The sequence below is a fragment of the Paraburkholderia sp. J76 genome (assembly GCF_905220295.1).
Lineage (GTDB): Bacteria > Pseudomonadota > Gammaproteobacteria > Burkholderiales > Burkholderiaceae > Paraburkholderia.
Genome location: NZ_CAJMZJ010000005.1, coordinates 430,604 through 446,808, shown reverse-complemented (window position 1 = coordinate 446,808; position 16,205 = coordinate 430,604). Strand labels below are relative to the sequence as shown.

Below are 16,205 nucleotides of genomic sequence, written 5' to 3'. Positions count from 1 at the left end.
GGTCAATGGCGTGGTGTACGACGACTCGACGCACAACAAGCTGACGCTTGGCGGCTTGAACCGGACGACCGGTCCGGTGACGCTGACGAACGTCGCCAACGGTTCGCTGAGCGCATCGAGCGTGGACGCTGTCAACGGTTCGCAGCTTTACGCACTGGGCGCAACGACGGATGCCTCGGGCAACATCACCAACGCGTTCGTGACCTACGACGATGCGTCGAAGAGCAAGATCACGTTGGGTGGTGTGGGTTCGACCACGCCGGTCGTGCTGACTAATGTGGCAAACGGCACGTTGACGGCATCGAGTTCCGATGCGGTGAACGGCTCGCAGCTCTACGCATTGGGTGCGAAGACGGATGCTTCGGGCAACCTGATGAACGCGTTCGTGGCGTATGACGACACGTCGATGAACTCGGTGACCTTCGGTGGCTCGGGTCATGCTCCTGTCGTGCTGCATAACGTGGCGAACGGTGTGGCATCGACCGACGCGGTGAACGTTGCGCAGCTCGAAGCGATGGGTGCGAACATCGACCATTCGGGCAACGTCACCAACGCGTTCGTGGCCTACGACGATTCCTCGATGAGCCAGGTGACGCTCGGCGGCGCTAATCACGCACCGGTCCTGATCACCAACGTCAAGGCGGGTAATCTGTCGGCAAGCAGCACCGACGCTGTGAACGGCGCTCAGCTCTACGCTACGGCCTCGAGCACGGCCAGCGCGCTGGGTGGCGGTTCGACGGCTGGCGCGGACGGTACGATCTCGGCTCCGACATACGTCCTGAACGGCAGCACTACCTTCAACAATGTGGGTGGCGCACTGACGAATCTTGACGGCCGCGTGTCGAACATCGAGAGCACGGTGACCAACATCTCCACTTCGGTAGCGAACGCTGTCCAGTACGACTCGTCGGCTCACGACAAGATCACGCTGGGCGGTACGGACGCCACGACAGCCGTCGCGTTGACCAACGTGGCAAACGGCACGTTGAGCGCCGATAGCCTCGACGCGGTGAACGGTTCGCAGTTGTACGCAACGAACCAGGATGTCGCGAATCTGACCACGCAGATCCAGAACATCAACGTCAACGGTTCTGAGTATCTGTCGACCAACACCACGAACGGTGCGTCCTCGGCAACGGGTACGAACTCGATCGCGGCGGGTGGCGGCGCGATTGCATCGGGTGCGAATTCGACGGCGATTGGCGACATGGCCAAGGCCACGGGTAACAACTCGGTCGCGCTGGGTGCGAACTCGGTGGCGGACGAGGACAACACCGTGTCCGTGGGCTCGCAAGGCAACGAGCGTCGTATCACCAACGTCGCTAACGGCGTCAACCCGACCGACGCTGCGAACATGGGTCAGCTCCAGAGCGGCTTGAATGCGCTCCAGAGCAACGTGAACTCCGTGGCGCGCAACGCCTACGGTGGTGTCGCAGCCGCAACCGCATTGACGATGATCCCGGATGTCGATCAGGGCAAGACCATCGCGGTGGGTGTCGGTACGGCCAACTTCCAGGGCTACCAGGCAGTGGCGCTCGGCGCGTCGGCTCGCATCACCCAGAACATCAAGGTGAAGGTGGGCGGCGGTTATGCGTCGGGTGGCGGTGCCACGGTTGGCGGCGGTATGTCGTACCAGTGGTAAGCGTTTGACCGCTAGACAGCACACGGCGCAGCTCGGCCGTTTGCTGTCGGTCTCAATGCAGCGTTGAATTGGTCTGCATGCCAAAACCGGGCGGGCGCCTTTGGGAGCCCGCCTGTTTCAAAGCCTCTTGTTGTAATCCCGGCCGTGTGGACACATTCGTCCCACGGCCTGTTCTTTTTGCAGCGGCGAAGGTGGTCGTCAGCTATCGGAGGAGGGGTTCCCCGGAATGCCTTCGGTTTGCGACCGAAAAGTCAGGCCCCCTGTTTCGCCAGGATCGGGCTTCTGTTCAGTTCCCGTCCGGAGGTGAGGCGATCACGCGCAGAGCGGCCAGTTCCTTCACGACTTCCGCCGATAGTTCCTCCACTTCCTCCGTCCACTTGCCCGCTTCGCGTATCGTCATCCGAAGTTCGAGGCAAGCTTCATTGAGCATCGAAGGTCCGAGCACCGCAAGACCGCCCGAGACGCGATGTGCCCAATTGCGCAGCCGCTTGATATCGTGCTGTTGTGCAATGTCCCGGTAGTCGGCGACATCATGGTCAGCCTGTTCCACGAAGAGACCCACCATGCCGGGAGCGATTGTGGGGAAGCGTGCCAGTTGGCCTTCCCCGGAGGTTTGCGATTCGCTTGCAAACAGGATATCTGACGATGGTGCGCTCGATATGCTGCCGCCCAGCGAGGCCGCTCCGGCCAGCAAGCGCGCAAGATCGGCGAGCGTGACCGGTTTGCTCAGGTAATCGGTGAAACCTGTCGCGCGGCCTTGTGCGATTTGCTCGGGTAGCGCGTTCGAGCTTACTGCGTAGATCGGCAGTTGCGGGTGCTTCGTGCGTGCGGCCTTCAGTAACTCATAGCCATTCATGACTGGCATGTTGATGTCGGTGAAGACCAGATCCACGTTCCGCTCGTCGAGCCGTGCAAGAGCTTCTTCCCCGTCTTTGGCCTCTACGACCGTCGCGCCAAGCGTGCGTAACTGATCACGCAGAAGAGCGCGATTGAGAACATTGTCTTCAACGATCAACGCGGTCAGAGAAGGAAAGTCGTTTTCTTCTGCGGGAGCACTGGGTGCCGATTGAGGTGCCGACGCAGAGGCAATGGCGTCTGAGCGCAGCATCCGGGTTGCGGCGCGGATTCCGGAAAGGCTGAAAAGGCTGACTTTGACGCCGCCGCCCTCGAGGGCGAGCGGGACGAGCGGCCCGTCCTGGCACAACCAGACGATTTTTGCGGCGTCGCTCCAGAGCGCTCTTACTTCGCTCGGCGTGAATTCATCGGTAACCAGCAGAAAATCGAAGGTACCGTCGCGCGGCGGTTCATCGCGGCTAAGGAACGTCAATGTGCCTACGCGGGAGTCGAACAGGTTGCCGATCCATTCGCGGTTTTCGGGCGCACGGCACAGGATGGCCGGATGCGTGTCGGGAAGGGTCCACTCGTCGCCCGCAATGGCTTCGCCTTCGCGACGTAGCGGCAGGGTGACGTTCACGCGCGTACCCACGCCGAGTGCGCTGTCGATCTCCACGCGGCCCTGCATCAGGTGCGCGAGGCGCGCGCAGATCGAAAGCCCGAGACCGGTGCCGCGCACCTGTGTGAGGCTGTGGCTGTCGCCTTGCGTGAACGGCTGAAACAGGTGCTTCTTCAACTCGGCCGGGATGCCGCTACCTGAGTCGCTTACGCTGATTTCCAGTGCGTCTTCGCGCCAGCGGGCGCGCAGTACGATCTTCCCCGATTGCGTGAACTTGAACGCGTTGCTGAGCAGGTTATTGACGATCTGTGCAAGCCGCACGGCATCGAAGTGAAGTTGCGCCGGGAGCGTCCGGTCTATGACGAGATAGAAGGGGAGCCTCTGTCGTACGGCGAGCGGCGCATGCGCGAGTGTGATGCGCTCCAGCAGGGCAACGATAGAGCCGAGGCCTTCGTTTAGCTTCATCTGCCCAACGTCGATTTTCGAAAAGTCGAGCACGTCGCTTACGATTTGCAGCAGTTCGCTGGCGGAAACCTGCATCGCCTGCACACGCGCATCTTGTTCGGGTGCGAGCGACCCACGAGCCAGAAGTTCGATATTGCCGATTAACGATGCGAGCGGCGTACGGATTTCATGGCTCATCGCAGCGAAAAAGCTGACCTTCGCGCGCGCCGCTTCGTCGCTCGTAAGCTTCGCTTCGCGCAGAAGACGTTCGATCTCGTAGTGCTTCGACATGTCTGTGACGGCGCAGAACATGACGTCCTCTCGATTCATCGTGGCGGGCGCGTAGGTGATAGCAAGGTGGAGGCCATCGTCGCCGGCGCGCTCCAGCGAGAACGGCAACTCGTAGACGGGTGTTTCGTCGTCGAGACGCGCGGGCCACGGCCAGTTCTTTTCGAATTCGGCGCACAGCGCGCTGGGCAGGCGTGTTGCTTGAGCGTCGAGTCCGAGTACGTTGCGCACGATCTGGTTCGCAACGATGATCTCGAAGTTGCTGCGCCTCACGATGCACAACCCGACCGGCGTAGCATGAACGAGCAGATGGTTGAGCAGTTCCCCTTCGAGGGCGCGTGTCGCCTCGTTATAGGTCTGCGTCAGCACGCGGCGATTCCAGTAGCGCGAGAGCGTGACGAGCATGGCAACGAGCGCCGCGGTGAGGACGAGGATGAGGATGACCGGGGTGCGGGTCAGCGCGAAAAGGTCGAGCCACGAGAGCGCGACCATGTAGTGGCCGAAGTCGCGTGCGAGCGGCTCTTCGCGCACTACGAGTCCGAAGCGCGGGATAGCGTGGGCCACTCCGAGCGGCAGATTCTCGACTCGACGATCGAGGTATTGAGCGCCGGCAGGGGAGAGCTGTGTCGCCAGGATTGCGCCGTTCGTGCCGAACAGCGTGAATCTGAGCTGCCCCGCGTTTGCGGGGGCGGTCGCGCCGAGCGTGTCGAGATCGATACTCGTGATCACGAGCGCGTAAGGCTTGCCTTCCTTGAGCACCGGAACCGCACCGAGCACGAGATCGGGCGCGAAACCCAGCGTCGCAGGAGGGCGGAACCAGACTATCTTGAATTGCTTCGCGGCGGTTTCAGGATTTTGACCTCGCGCCGCGATCTGCAGCAGCACTGTGTCGACGAGAAGGTGCACGGCCTCTCCCGACGGCAATTGTGCGCCCTTGGAGGGCAGGCGGTAGCCGTAGGCGGCGCTGCCGTCGATGCGCGCCAGCATGACGGGGAAGTCGGACGAAATCGTGATGCCTGCGACGAACTTCTCGCATGCCGCAAGCAGATCCGGCGAATCCTGGATGCCCTCGAAGGTTGGCGAGCAGCGCGAAGGCGTTATGACATCGGTCTGCGCCCCGGTCTGCGACGTATTTTGGAGCGAAAGGACAACTGCCGCGCCGCCAAGTATGGCGAACTGCCGCCCAATCTGTGCATTGGCTTGTGCGCTCATTACGCGCGCCTCCAGCCGCTGCTCGCGCAGCGCGGAGAAGAGCACGCTGCTGATGGCGATCGCCGTCGTGCACAATGCGGCGAAAATCAGCAGGCCGGTCAGCATCGTAAAGACACGCTGCTCGCGCTTCAGGCTGCGTTCGAGCGCGTTCAACGCAATGGCTGGCGAGGCGTCGGGCGAAGCGCTGGGGCGGAATCGGCGTGGCATTACGCGTTTCCGGCCGCTTCAAAGACAGCGTGGCTCCGTGCTGCGCCGCGAGAGTCGGCGATGGCCGTCGGGCCGGCTGGAGGGTCGTTGGTCACTGCGATACACAAGCCGGAGGTTGCGTTCGTCATGGACGTCAGATAGTCGACTCAAATCAGTGGCCGCGGGCGGGGCCAGCCGGGCGCGGCCAGCCCGGCGCGGCCAGCCCGGCGCGGCCAGCCCGGCGCGGACCCGATTCCTGCTTGTTTTCACCGTGATTGGCCTGATTATAGTCAGGATTTTCTGATCGCTTGTCGGAGGCTGGTCGCCATTAGCTTGTTTTGCTGAGGGCGGCGCAGCGATGGCGTTTCCGGACGACGCCGCAGGCCTCGGACAGCCAGGCTTCAGCCCTTTGCATCGAGCCGTCGCCGCGCAATGATGTCCTTCGCGTCGGCGAGTTTTTCCGCAAGCTCCGGTCCGCGCTGCAGTGCCACGCCCACCGCGAGGATGTCGCCGATCGCGAGATGCGATGTCCGCGAGGTCATCGGCGAGAAAACGTCGGTGTCCTCATCGACGTTGGCATGCAGTCCCACGCTGGCGAGGCGCGCAAGCGGCGAGGTGCCGTGCGTGATCGCGATCACCTTCGCGCCGCGATCGAGGGCGGTGCGCGCGGCATCCACGATGTCGCGCGTGCGCCCGGTGTTCGAGATTGTCACGACTACGTCGCCGGGCCCGAGCAGCGCCGCGGACATGAGGAACGTATGCGGATCGGAATACGCGACGCTCGGCATGCCGAGGCGAAAGAACTTGTGCTGCATGTCCTGTGCGGCGATACCCGAGCCGCCCGCGCCATAGAACTCGATGCGCGACGCACGCGCGAGCAGATTGATCGCGGCGGCGAGCGAGTCGGTCGAAAGGTTGTTGCGGACCTGCACGAGCGCGCCAATCGTGCGGTCGAGCACCTTGGCCGCGACGCCGGGCACCGGCTCATCCGGGCTCACGTCGCGGTAGACGGCCGGATGCTCTGTGGGCAGATCCGCCGCGACCGCCTGTGCCAGCCGGATCTTGAATTCCCGGAATCCCGAGAATCCCAGCGCATGGCAGAACCGCGCGATGGTCGGCTGGCTCACGCCCACGCGTTCGGCGACCTCCGTCATCGAGAGATCGAGCACTTCGCGCGGCGCCTCGACGACGTAATCGGCGAGCTTGCGCTCCGACGGGCGCAATTGCTCGCGCATGGCTTTCACCTGGGACAGCAGCATCAGGAAACTCGCACTATGCTGAAAGATCCGTGGACTATAGCGGATCGGACGTTATGTACAAAAACTACAGAACCACCGTTTGCTTCTTTCCGGCCGACCCGGCGCTATTCGATGTGTGGCCCAGCCACAATAAGAATAGGCGTTCGTTTACGGCGGCGCTCTCAGGGTCTTTCCGGGATTGTCGGCGTGTAGTTTTTCTACTAACATCGCGCCATCGCTGATCGGACCGTCGATAACGCATCCGATCCGGCCCCGAGCGTCCCCGCCGAGACAAAGAAGGAAGGAGATTCGATGATTTCCCCGCATTCTCAGTTGATGAAGGTCACGCAGCGCGTGATCGAGCGCAGCAAGCCCACACGCGAGGCCTATCTGGCCCGCATCGCGGCTGCTCAGGACCGGTTCCCCGCGCGCGGCGCGCTCTCGTGCGCGAATCTCGCGCACGGCTTCGCGGGCCTCGAAGGTCGCGACAAGATCGCGATCAAGTCGATTCGCGAGCCGAATATCGGCATCGTCTCGGCCTATAACGAGATGCTTTCGGCACACGCGCCCTACAAGGATTTCCCCGACATCATCAAGAAGGCGGCCCGCGAAGGCGGCGGCGTCGCGCAGTTCGCGGGCGGCGTGCCGGCGATGTGCGACGGTGTCACCCAGGGCAACGCCGGCATGGAACTGTCGCTCTTTTCGCGCGAAGTGATCGCGATGAGCACGGCCGTGGCGCTCACGCACAACATGTTCGATGCGGCGCTGTGTCTGGGCGTCTGCGACAAGATCGTGCCGGGGCTCCTGATCGGCGCGCTGCAATTCGGCCACCTGCCCACGATTTTCGTGCCCGCCGGCCCGATGACGAGCGGCATCACGAACGACGACAAGGCCAAGGTGCGTCAGCAATTCGCCACCGGCCAGTGCGATCGCGCGGCGCTGCTCGAATCGGAGGCGGCGGCTTATCACGGCCACGGCACCTGCACGTTCTACGGCACGGCCAACAGCAACCAGATGCTGATGGAAGTGATGGGCCTGCATCTGCCCGGCTCGGCCTTCATTCACCCGCATACGCCGCTGCGCGACGAACTGACCGCCGCCGCGGCGCGCCGCGTGCTCGAACTCACCGTCGAGCGCGGCAACTACACGCCGATCGGCCATGTGGTCGACGAGAAGGCCGTGATCAACGGCATCGTCGCGCTGATGGCGACGGGCGGCTCGACCAACCACACGCTGCACCTCGTGGCGATGGCGCGAGCGGCTGGCATCATCGTTGACTGGAACGACTTCGACGAGCTTTCGGACGCGGTGCCGCTGCTCGCGCGCGTGTATCCGAACGGCAAGGCCGATGTGAACCACTTCCACGCAGCGGGCGGCATCGCCTTCCTCGTGCGCGAACTGCTCGACGGCGGTCTGCTGCACGAAGACGTGAATACCGTCGCGGGCCGTGGCCTGCGTCACTACACCGAGGAGCCGAAGCTCATCGACGGCAAGCTCACATGGGTGCCGGCCGTCGAGAAGAGCGCCGACGAGTCCGTGCTGCGGCCGCTGCCGGCGCCGTTCCAGCCGGACGGCGGCTTGCGCCTGATGCAGGGGCGTCTGGGCCGCGGCGTCATCAAGGTTTCCGCCGTCGCGCCGGAGCGCCGCAAGGTGCGCGCGCCCGCCGTGGTGTTCGATTCGCAGGAAGCCGTGCAGGAAGCGTTCGACCGTGGCGAACTCGAGCGCGATTTCGTGGCCGTCGTGCGCTTCCAGGGCGCGCGCGCCAACGGCATGCCGGAGCTGCACCGTCTCACGCCGCTGCTCGGCGTGCTGCAGGACAAGGGCTTTCACGTGGCGCTCGTGACCGACGGACGCATGTCGGGCGCGTCGGGCAAGGTGCCCGCCGTAATCCACGTTTCGCCGGAAACGCTGCTGCACGGCCCGATCGGCAAGGTGCGCGACGGCGATACGATTGTGATCGATGCGGTGGAAGGCGTGCTCGACGTCGAGGTCGACGAAGCCGACTGGGACGCGCGCCCGGTCGCGCAGCCCGCGCACCAGGCACTCAACGAAGTGGGCTTCGGCCGCGAACTGTTCGGCGTGTTCCGCGCCACTGCCGCGCCGGCGGAACTCGGCGCGACGGTGTTCGGTCCGCTCGTGGGCGAGCAACCCGCGCCCGCACCCGCACCCGCCGTTGCGGCCACCCATGCGCCGGCCCACGCCGCTAACTGAATTCATCATCAAGGAGCCTGAATATGGCAAATAGCGCAGTCGCCGATATCGTCCGCCTGGGTCCTGTCATCCCGGTCCTCGCATTCGACACGCCGGAGCAGGGCGAGCACGTTTCCCGCGCACTCCACGCGGGCGGCGTGAAGGTACTGGAAATCACGTTGCGCACGAAGGCCGGGCTCGAAGCCATCGAGCGCGCCGCGAAGATCGCGCCGGACATCGTCGTGGGCGTGGGCACGATCACGAAGCCGGAACACTGCGCGCTCGCGAAGAAGGCCGGCGCACAGTTCGGCGTTTCGCCGGGGCTCACGCGCGAGATCCATCAGGCATCGCTCGACGCGGGCCTGCCGCTCCTGCCGGGCGTGATGACGCCGACCGACATCATCGTCGCGATGGAACTGGGCTACGAGATCGTCAAGTTTTTCCCGGCGGTTCCCGCCGGCGGCCTGAACATGCTGCAAGCCTTCCACGGCCCGTTCCCGACGCTCAAGTTCTGCCCGACGGGCGGGATCAGCGCCGAATCCGCACCGACCTTCCTCGCGCTGCCCAACGTGGTGTGCGTGGGCGGTTCGTGGCTCACGCCTAAGGCGGCAGTTGCCGCGCAGAACTGGGACGAAGTTACGCGCCTTGCGCGCGCCGCGAGCGAACTTTCCCGTCCGGTGCCCTGAACGAGCGCTTTCACTCGAAGCGTGCGCCGTATGCTGCGGCGCAACGACGACTGGCACACCGCGCCCCCGCGCCTATGAGCGGGTGCAACGAGCCGCGCAAACGACGCCTTTTCGGCGCGCGCCTTGCGCGGCTCGCTCGTCTTTCGAGCACGCCGCACCAAAAGTCGTTATAAGCTCTACAATCGCCGGCCCGGCGACGGCTGGCCCTTTCGTTCCCAATCAGTTCCACGTGTGCCGCAGCCGTTGCGCGCCACACGCGTCGCCGCACAGGGTGAAAGGACTTCGAACAACTACCTGGAGAGGAGCCTCATGGGAGTGGCCCACGGCAGCATGCTGCTGATTTACGCGCTCGTCGCGATCGCCGCGCTGATCCTGCTGATCACGCGCTTCAAGGTCTATCCGTTTCTTGTCCTGATCATCGTTTCGCTGCTGCTCGGTCTGGCCGTCGGCATGCCGATGGATCAGATCGTCAAGTCGTTCGAAACCGGCAACGGCAACACGCTCGGCCACATTGCCATCGTGGTGGGCCTCGGCACCATGCTCGGCAAGATGATGGCGGAGTCGGGCGGCGCCGAGCGCATTGCCACGACGCTCATTCGCTGGTTCGGCGAGAAGAACATTCACTGGGCCATGATGGTCGTCGCGATCATCGTCGGCCTGCCAGTGTTCTTCGAAGTCGGCTTCGTGCTGCTCATTCCCATTGCGTTCAACGTCGCCAGGCGCACCGGCAAGTCGCTGCTGCTCATCGGCCTGCCGATGGTGGCCGGTCTCTCGGTCGTCCACGGGCTGATTCCGCCTCACCCGGCCGCGCTGCTCGCCGTGCAGGCCTATCACGCCGATATCGGCAGGACCATCGCTTACGGTCTGATCGTGGGCGTGCCCTGCGCGATCATCGCCGGGCCGCTCTTCGCGATCTTCATCCACCGCTTCATCAAGCTGCCGGAAAGCAATCCGCTCGCCGAGCAGTTCGTGAGCAAGGCCGACCCCAAGCCCGACAGCGAACTGCCGGGCTTTGGCATCACGCTCTTCACGATCCTGCTGCCGGTGATCCTTATGCTGATCGGCAGTTGGGCCGATCTCGTGTTCGCGCCCAAGACGTTGCCGAACAATCTGTTGCACTTTATCGGCACCTCGGACGTCGCGCTGCTGATCGCCGTGCTGGTAAGCTTCTGGACCTTCGGCGCGCAACGCGGCTTCACGCGCGAGCAGATCCAGAAGTTCTGCGGCGACTGCCTTGCGCCAATCGCGGGCATCACGCTGATCGTGGGCGCGGGCGGCGGTTTCGGCCGCGTGCTGATGGACAGCGGCGTGTCGAAGCAGATCGTCGAACTCGCGCAGAACGAGCATTTGTCGCCGCTGTTGCTCGGCTGGCTCGTCGCCGCGTTGATCCGTCTCGCAACGGGTTCGGCCACGGTCGCGATGACCACGGCCTGCGGCATCGTCGCGCCGATCGCATCGGCCAGCGCCATGACGGTGAAGCCTGAACTGCTCGTGCTTGCCACGGGCTCGGGCTCGCTGATCTTCTCGCACGTCAACGACGGCGGATTCTGGCTGATCAAGGAATATTTCGGCATGACCGTGGGTCAGACGTTCAAGACCTGGTCGTTGCTCGAAACCATTATTTCGCTGCTGGGGCTTGGCCTTACGTTCGCTCTCGCGGCGGTGCTGTAAAACTGGAGCGGTCAATGATTCTGATAGCGATGGGCGTGTCGGGCGCGGGCAAGACACGCATCGGCGAACTGCTCGCCGAGCGCCTCGAGTGCACCTTCACCGACGGCGACGCCTTCCACAGCGAAGCCAACAAGAAGAAGATGCACGACGGCATTCCCCTCACCGACGAAGACCGCTGGCCGTGGCTGCGCACCATTCGCGCGGCGATCGAGGAAAAGCAGCGCGCGCACGAAACGGCCGTGTTCACCTGCTCGTCGCTCAAACGCTCGTATCGCGACATCCTGCGCGGCAACGATCGCGACGTGTGCTTCGTCTATCTGAAGGGCACGTTCGAGGTGCTGCACGAGCGCCTCGCCTCGCGCACCGGCCACTTCTTCGACCCGTCGCTGCTGCAAAGCCAGCTCGACACGCTCGAAGTGCCGGGCGCCGACGAGGCGATCGAGGTGAGCATCGAACTCACGCCGGAACAGATCGTCGACGAAGTGTTGAAGCAGATGGAAACGCGCGGCGATCAGGCCTCCTGATTTCGCGTCGCGGTGTAAACGAAAAAGCGCTCGATTCAATCGAGCGCTTTTTTTATGGCCTTACGGTGCCGCGATTACGAAATCCGCTTCGCCAGTTCCACTGCCTTGCCGACGTACGACGCGGGCGTCATGTCCAGCAGGCGCTTCTTCGCGTCTTCGGGAATCGTAAGCGTGCCGACGAACGTTTGCAGTGCTTCGCGCGTAATGCCCTTGCCGCGCGTGAGTTCCTTCAGTTGCTCGTACGGATTCTCGATGCCGTAGCGGCGCATGACGGTTTGCACCGGCTCGGCCAGCACTTCCCACGTGGCGTCGAGGTCGTCGTTCAGGCGTTGCGGGTTCACTTCGAGCTTGTCCAGACCGCGGATCAGCGCGTCGTAGGCGAGCAGCGAATAGCCGAACGCCACGCCGATATTGCGCAGCACCGTCGAGTCGGTGAGGTCGCGCTGCCAGCGCGAAATGGGCAGCTTGTCGGAGAGATGGCGCAGCGTGGCGTTCGCCAGGCCGAGGTTGCCTTCCGAGTTTTCGAAGTCGATCGGGTTGACCTTGTGCGGCATGGTCGAGGAGCCGATCTCGCCGGCCTTCGTCTTCTGCTTGAAGTAGCCGAGCGAGATGTAGCCCCACACGTCGCGGTCGAGGTCGAGCAGGATCGTGTTCGCACGCGCCACGGCGTCGAACAGTTCCGCCATGTAGTCGTGCGGCTCGATCTGGATCGTGTACGGGTTGAAGGTGAGCTTCAGACGCTTTTCGACGACTTCCTTCGAGAACGCCTCCCAGTCGAATTCCGGATACGCCGAGAGGTGGGCATTGAAGTTGCCGACCGCGCCATTCATCTTGCCGAGCAGTTCGACCTTCTCGATGCGCTGGATCGCGCGAGCAAGACGCGCCGCGACGTTGGCGATTTCCTTGCCGAGCGTCGTGGGGCTGGCCGGCTGGCCGTGCGTGCGCGAGAGCATCGGCTGCGCGGCATGCGTGTGCGCGAGCGCGACGAGCCGTTGATGCACCGAGCGCAGCGCCGGCAGGATCACGTGCTCGCGGGCGCCCGCGAGCATCAGGCCGTGCGACGTGTTGTTGATGTCTTCGGAAGTGCAGGCGAAGTGGATGAATTCGCTTGCGCGCTCCAGTTCCGGCTGACCTTTCACCGACTCCTTGAGCCAGTACTCCACAGCCTTCACGTCGTGGTTCGTCACGCGCTCGATGTCCTTGATGCGCGCGGCGTCGTGCGCCGTGAAGTTTTCGGCGAGCTTGAGCAGGAACTGCTCCGACGCTTCCGAAAAACGCGGCACTTCCGCGAAGCCGGCCTGCGAAAGCGCGATCAGCCAGTGGATTTCCACGGTCACGCGGTTGCGCATGAACGCGGCTTCCGAGAGCCAGTCGCGCAGCGCTTCGGTTTTCGAGGCGTAGCGGCCGTCGAGCGGGGAGAGCGCGTTGAGCGCGAAGAGGGTATCGGGACGAGTGTCGGACATGATGGGGACGTAACGTGGTGCGTTACGTTCGGTTGGGCTCAGTTGGCAGACAGTTGCAGTCAGATTCGAGACGGCGCAAGCCAAAGATTTTATCACCTTGCCGACCGGGGCCGCGGGCGGGGCTGTCGGCGGCGGGCTGAGCGGCAGGTCGCGGCCTTCCCTGAGGCGTGACGTCGCGCCTGCCTTTTATCGCGATCGGGAGTTTTGAGACGGATATAGAGTGCGGACACATCAAAAGTTTGCGCTTAATCAAGTATTTGTCGCCATGACTACGGATATTTCCTCCCTTTCTTCCGACGAGGCCGCCGCGCTAATCAATACCGGTCTTGCTTGCCACCGCGCGGGCCAGATCGACGACGCCTACACTTACTATCAGTCTGCGCTCGCCGCGCACGCCGAACATGCCGACGCATTGCACTACCTGGGTGTGATCGCGCTTGGCCGCGACCAACTGAAGGAAGCCGCCGTCCTCATGGACCGCGCGCTCGCAGGGGCGCCCGACAACGCCGAATATCTGGCTAACCGCGGCGTGCTGGCGACCCGGCTCGGCGACCACGCGGGCGCGGCCGCCTGGCAACGCAAGGCGTTGGCGCTCGCACCGGACTTCGCGAACGCGCACAACAATCTCGGCAACGCGCTGATGGAACTCGGCGATTCCGCGCTCGCTACGCAGCACTATCGACGAGCGCGTTCGCTGGAGCCGCAATCCGCGCACTTCGCCTTCAATCTCGGACGCGCACTGGAAGCCCACGGCGAAAAAGACCCCGCGCTTGCGGAGTTCCGCGCCGCTGTGGCGCTCGATCCCCATGATATGAAGGCGTTTATCCACACGGGCCGGCTGCTGCGCATGATGGAAAAGCACGGCGAAGCGGCCGCCTGCTTCGAGACCGTGGTCGCCCACGAGCCTGAGAACGTGCTCGCGCTCTTCGAACTCGGTTATGCCTACGACGCGATGCATCGCTATGAAGACGCAATTCCGCTTTACCGGCGTGCGGCGCAGCTCAAGCCCGATGGCGCGGGCATCATCAACAATCTGGCATTCGCGCTGACGGCGCTCGCGCGCTACGACGAAGCGGAGATCGACTATCGACGCGCGCTGGCGCTGAACCCGGACCTGCCCGAATCGCGTTTCCAGCTCGGCATGCTCATGCTGCGGCGCGAAGACTACACGGACGGCTGGCCGCTCTTCGAGAACCGCAAGCTCACTTCGACCGCTAAGGCCAACTACCGCAAGCGGCCGGGCGCCGAGTGGCAGGGCGAGCCGCTCGCCGGCAAGCGTTTCCTGATCTGCCGCGAGCAGGGCGTGGGCGATCAGATCCAGTTCGTGCGCTATGCAGGTCTGCTGGCGGAGATGGGTGCGCAGGTGCACGCGTGGGTCGCGCCGGAACTGGCGTCGCTCGTGGCGACGGTGCCGGGCGTTGCGCGCGTGCTCGACACCGCGCCGAGCGACGAAGCAATCGCATCGGAATACGACTACTGGTGCGACGTGATGAGCCTGCCGCTGAAGTTTCCAGGCCGGCCGATCTATGCCGAGACGCCCTATATGCACGCCGATCCCGTGCAGGCCGCCGCCTGGCGCGCCCGCGTGAACGCGCTGGCCGGGCCGGCGAACCGCCGCATCGGGCTCGTCTGGGCGGGCAACCCGCGCCACCATTTCGACGCTTTCCGTTCCGTGCCGCTCAAGTCGCTTCTGCCGCTCTCCGCACTCGCCGGCAACGCATGGTTCGCGATCCAGAAGGGCCCGGGAGCCGCGCAACTCGCACCGGTCGCGGGCCGCTGGCCGATGGAAGCGCTCGGCGACGATCTGCACGACTTCGCGGCCACGGCCGCGCTCATCGAGGCGCTCGACGTTGTCATTACGGTCGATACGTCGGTCGCGCACCTCGCCGGCGCGCTCGGCAAGCCGGTATGGGTGATGCTGGCCGCGCAGCCCGACTGGCGCTGGGGCAAGGATCGCGCGGATTCGGTCTGGTATCCGTCGGCGCGCGTGTTCCGCCAGGCCACGCTCGGCGACTGGCGCGGCGTAGTTGCCGAACTGGAAACCGCGCTCTCCTAGCCGTTGCGCTAAAGGATCCGGCCCGGCGCTCGCGCGAAATTCGCCGCGCCGGTGCCCGGGCGAGCGTCCTCGGGCCTAGAATGCGGACTTCTCATCCGCTCGCTGGCCCCGCATGGAACTCAAATGGCTCGAAGACTTCGTTTCGCTCGCGGAAACGCATAGTTTCAGCCGCTCGGCCGAGTTGCGCCACGTGACGCAGCCGGCTTTCTCGCGCCGGATCCAGGCGCTCGAAGCGTGGCTCGGCACCGAACTGATCGATCGTTCGGTTTATCCGACGCGCCTCACGGCGGCGGGCCAGGTGTTCTATGAGCAGGCGCTCGCGATGCTTTCGCAGTTTCACGAGGCGCGCACCCTGTTGCGCGGCCACACGGCCACTCCTGCCGCGACCATCGAGTTCGCGGTGCCGCATACGCTTTCGCTCACGTACTTTCCGCGATGGCTGCAGCGCATCGAGGCGAAGCTCGGCCGCATTCACACGCGGCTGCGCGCGCTGAACGTACACGACGCCGTGCTGTCGCTCGTGGAAGGCGGCTGCGATCTGGTGATGGGCTATCACCACCCGAGCCATCCCGTGACGCTCGACCCCGCGCGGTACGACACGCTCACGCTCGGCATCGAGTCGATCAGCCCTTATTCGGCGCCCCAGCGCGCCGGGCGCGCGCGATACATTCTGCCCGGCACGCCCGACGCGCCCACGCCGTATCTTTCCTACACGCCGAATGCGTATCTCGGCCGCATGACCGAGGTAATTGTCGCCAACGCCCCAGCGCGGCTTTATCTGGACCGCGTGTACGAAACCGACATGGCGGAAGGCCTCAAGGCAATGACGCTCGCCGGTCACGGCATCGCTTTCCTGCCGCACAGCGCGGTGGAGGACGCCGTAGCCCAAGGCGAGCTGATCCGCCTCGACCGGGGCACGCGCGGTATGCCGGAGGGCCAGTTCACGCTCGACATGGAAATTCGCCTCTATCGCGACAAGCTCGCGACGCAGGGCGACGACGCGCGCCAGGCGCTCGTGCGCGAGTTGTGGGAGGCGGTTAGCGCGGAGCTTGCGCAGGGTAAGCGCTGACAAAGCGGCAGCCCGTAAGGCCGGAGTCACGGAGCGCGACACGTTTTTTCGACTTCGGGGACGTTATGCACGAAAAGCATAAC

Annotated in this window: 11 protein-coding genes; 8 read left to right on the top strand and 3 right to left on the bottom strand. The window is 64.3% G+C overall.

All coding sequences use genetic code 11. The annotated features are described in order from the left end of the window. On the top strand, positions 1–1,642 hold a 1,642-nt coding region (locus U5768_RS13190; RefSeq protein ID WP_322030832.1), incomplete at its 5' end, for a YadA family autotransporter adhesin. A 286-nt stretch (positions 1,643–1,928) separates the two neighbouring features. Here U5768_RS13190 and U5768_RS13185 read toward each other — a convergent pair. Then, positions 1,929–4,358 (bottom strand): hybrid sensor histidine kinase/response regulator, encoded by a 2,430-nt coding sequence (locus tag U5768_RS13185; RefSeq protein ID WP_322030831.1) that lies wholly within the window; start codon positions 4,356–4,358, stop codon positions 1,929–1,931. Here U5768_RS13185 and U5768_RS13180 point away from each other — a divergent pair. Then, positions 4,323–5,387 carry a hypothetical protein gene (locus U5768_RS13180; RefSeq protein WP_322030830.1) on the top strand — a complete coding sequence of 355 codons (1,065 nt, stop codon included), beginning with the start codon at positions 4,323–4,325 and terminating at the stop codon, positions 5,385–5,387. The two genes, U5768_RS13185 and U5768_RS13180, sit on opposite strands and share 36 nt — an antisense overlap. Positions 5,388–5,626: 239 nt before the next feature. On the opposite strand, the gene U5768_RS13175 is transcribed toward U5768_RS13180, so the two are convergent. Continuing rightward, positions 5,627–6,484 carry a MurR/RpiR family transcriptional regulator gene (locus U5768_RS13175; RefSeq protein ID WP_322030829.1) on the bottom strand — a complete coding sequence of 286 codons (858 nt, stop codon included), beginning with the start codon at positions 6,482–6,484 and terminating at the stop codon, positions 5,627–5,629. A 291-nt stretch (positions 6,485–6,775) separates the two neighbouring features. On the opposite strand from U5768_RS13175, the gene edd reads away from it, so the two are divergent. The 4 genes from edd (at position 6,776) to U5768_RS13155 (ending at position 11,534) form a co-directional block, all read left to right on the top strand. After that, positions 6,776–8,674: a phosphogluconate dehydratase gene (gene edd, locus U5768_RS13170; RefSeq protein WP_322030828.1), complete on the top strand. Its 1,899-nt coding sequence runs from the start codon at positions 6,776–6,778 to the stop codon at positions 8,672–8,674. Positions 8,675–8,697: 23 nt separating this feature from the next. Continuing rightward, entirely contained in the window at positions 8,698–9,339 is a 642-nt protein-coding gene (gene eda, locus U5768_RS13165) for a bifunctional 4-hydroxy-2-oxoglutarate aldolase/2-dehydro-3-deoxy-phosphogluconate aldolase (protein ID WP_322030827.1), read from the top strand. A 309-nt stretch (positions 9,340–9,648) separates the two neighbouring features. Then, positions 9,649–11,010, top strand: coding sequence for a GntP family permease (locus U5768_RS13160; protein ID WP_322030826.1), 1,362 nt, complete (start codon positions 9,649–9,651; stop codon positions 11,008–11,010). A 14-nt stretch (positions 11,011–11,024) separates the two neighbouring features. Further along, positions 11,025–11,534: a gluconokinase gene (locus tag U5768_RS13155; protein ID WP_322030825.1), complete on the top strand. Its 510-nt coding sequence runs from the start codon at positions 11,025–11,027 to the stop codon at positions 11,532–11,534. Positions 11,535–11,608: 74 nt separating this feature from the next. Here the strand turns inward: U5768_RS13155 and purB are convergent, their stop codons facing one another. Further along, the gene (purB, locus tag U5768_RS13150; protein ID WP_322030824.1) at positions 11,609–12,997 is read right to left on the bottom strand and encodes an adenylosuccinate lyase; all 1,389 of its coding nucleotides are present in this window, start codon (positions 12,995–12,997) and stop codon (positions 11,609–11,611) included. A 265-nt stretch (positions 12,998–13,262) separates the two neighbouring features. Here purB and U5768_RS13145 point away from each other — a divergent pair, with 265 nt between their 5' ends. Beyond that, positions 13,263–15,053 (top strand): tetratricopeptide repeat protein, encoded by a 1,791-nt coding sequence (locus U5768_RS13145; protein WP_322030823.1) that lies wholly within the window; start codon positions 13,263–13,265, stop codon positions 15,051–15,053. Between the two features lie 112 nt (positions 15,054–15,165). Continuing rightward, positions 15,166–16,122 carry a LysR family transcriptional regulator gene (locus tag U5768_RS13140; RefSeq protein ID WP_322030822.1) on the top strand — a complete coding sequence of 319 codons (957 nt, stop codon included), beginning with the start codon at positions 15,166–15,168 and terminating at the stop codon, positions 16,120–16,122. Positions 16,123–16,205 lie beyond the last annotated feature (83 nt).

Excerpts from the sequence above, each read along its gene's own strand:
- U5768_RS13175 (WP_322030829.1), bottom strand. The coding sequence starts at position 6,484 with ATGCTGCTGTCCCAGGTGAAAGCCATGCGCGAGCAATTGCGCCCGTCG.
- edd (WP_322030828.1), top strand. The coding sequence starts at position 6,776 with ATGATTTCCCCGCATTCTCAGTTGATGAAGGTCACGCAGCGCGTGATC.
- eda (WP_322030827.1), top strand. The coding sequence starts at position 8,698 with ATGGCAAATAGCGCAGTCGCCGATATCGTCCGCCTGGGTCCTGTCATC.
- U5768_RS13160 (WP_322030826.1), top strand. The coding sequence starts at position 9,649 with ATGGGAGTGGCCCACGGCAGCATGCTGCTGATTTACGCGCTCGTCGCG.
- U5768_RS13155 (WP_322030825.1), top strand. The coding sequence starts at position 11,025 with ATGATTCTGATAGCGATGGGCGTGTCGGGCGCGGGCAAGACACGCATC.
- purB (WP_322030824.1), bottom strand. The coding sequence starts at position 12,997 with ATGTCCGACACTCGTCCCGATACCCTCTTCGCGCTCAACGCGCTCTCC.
- U5768_RS13145 (WP_322030823.1), top strand. The coding sequence starts at position 13,263 with ATGACTACGGATATTTCCTCCCTTTCTTCCGACGAGGCCGCCGCGCTA.
- U5768_RS13140 (WP_322030822.1), top strand. The coding sequence starts at position 15,166 with ATGGAACTCAAATGGCTCGAAGACTTCGTTTCGCTCGCGGAAACGCAT.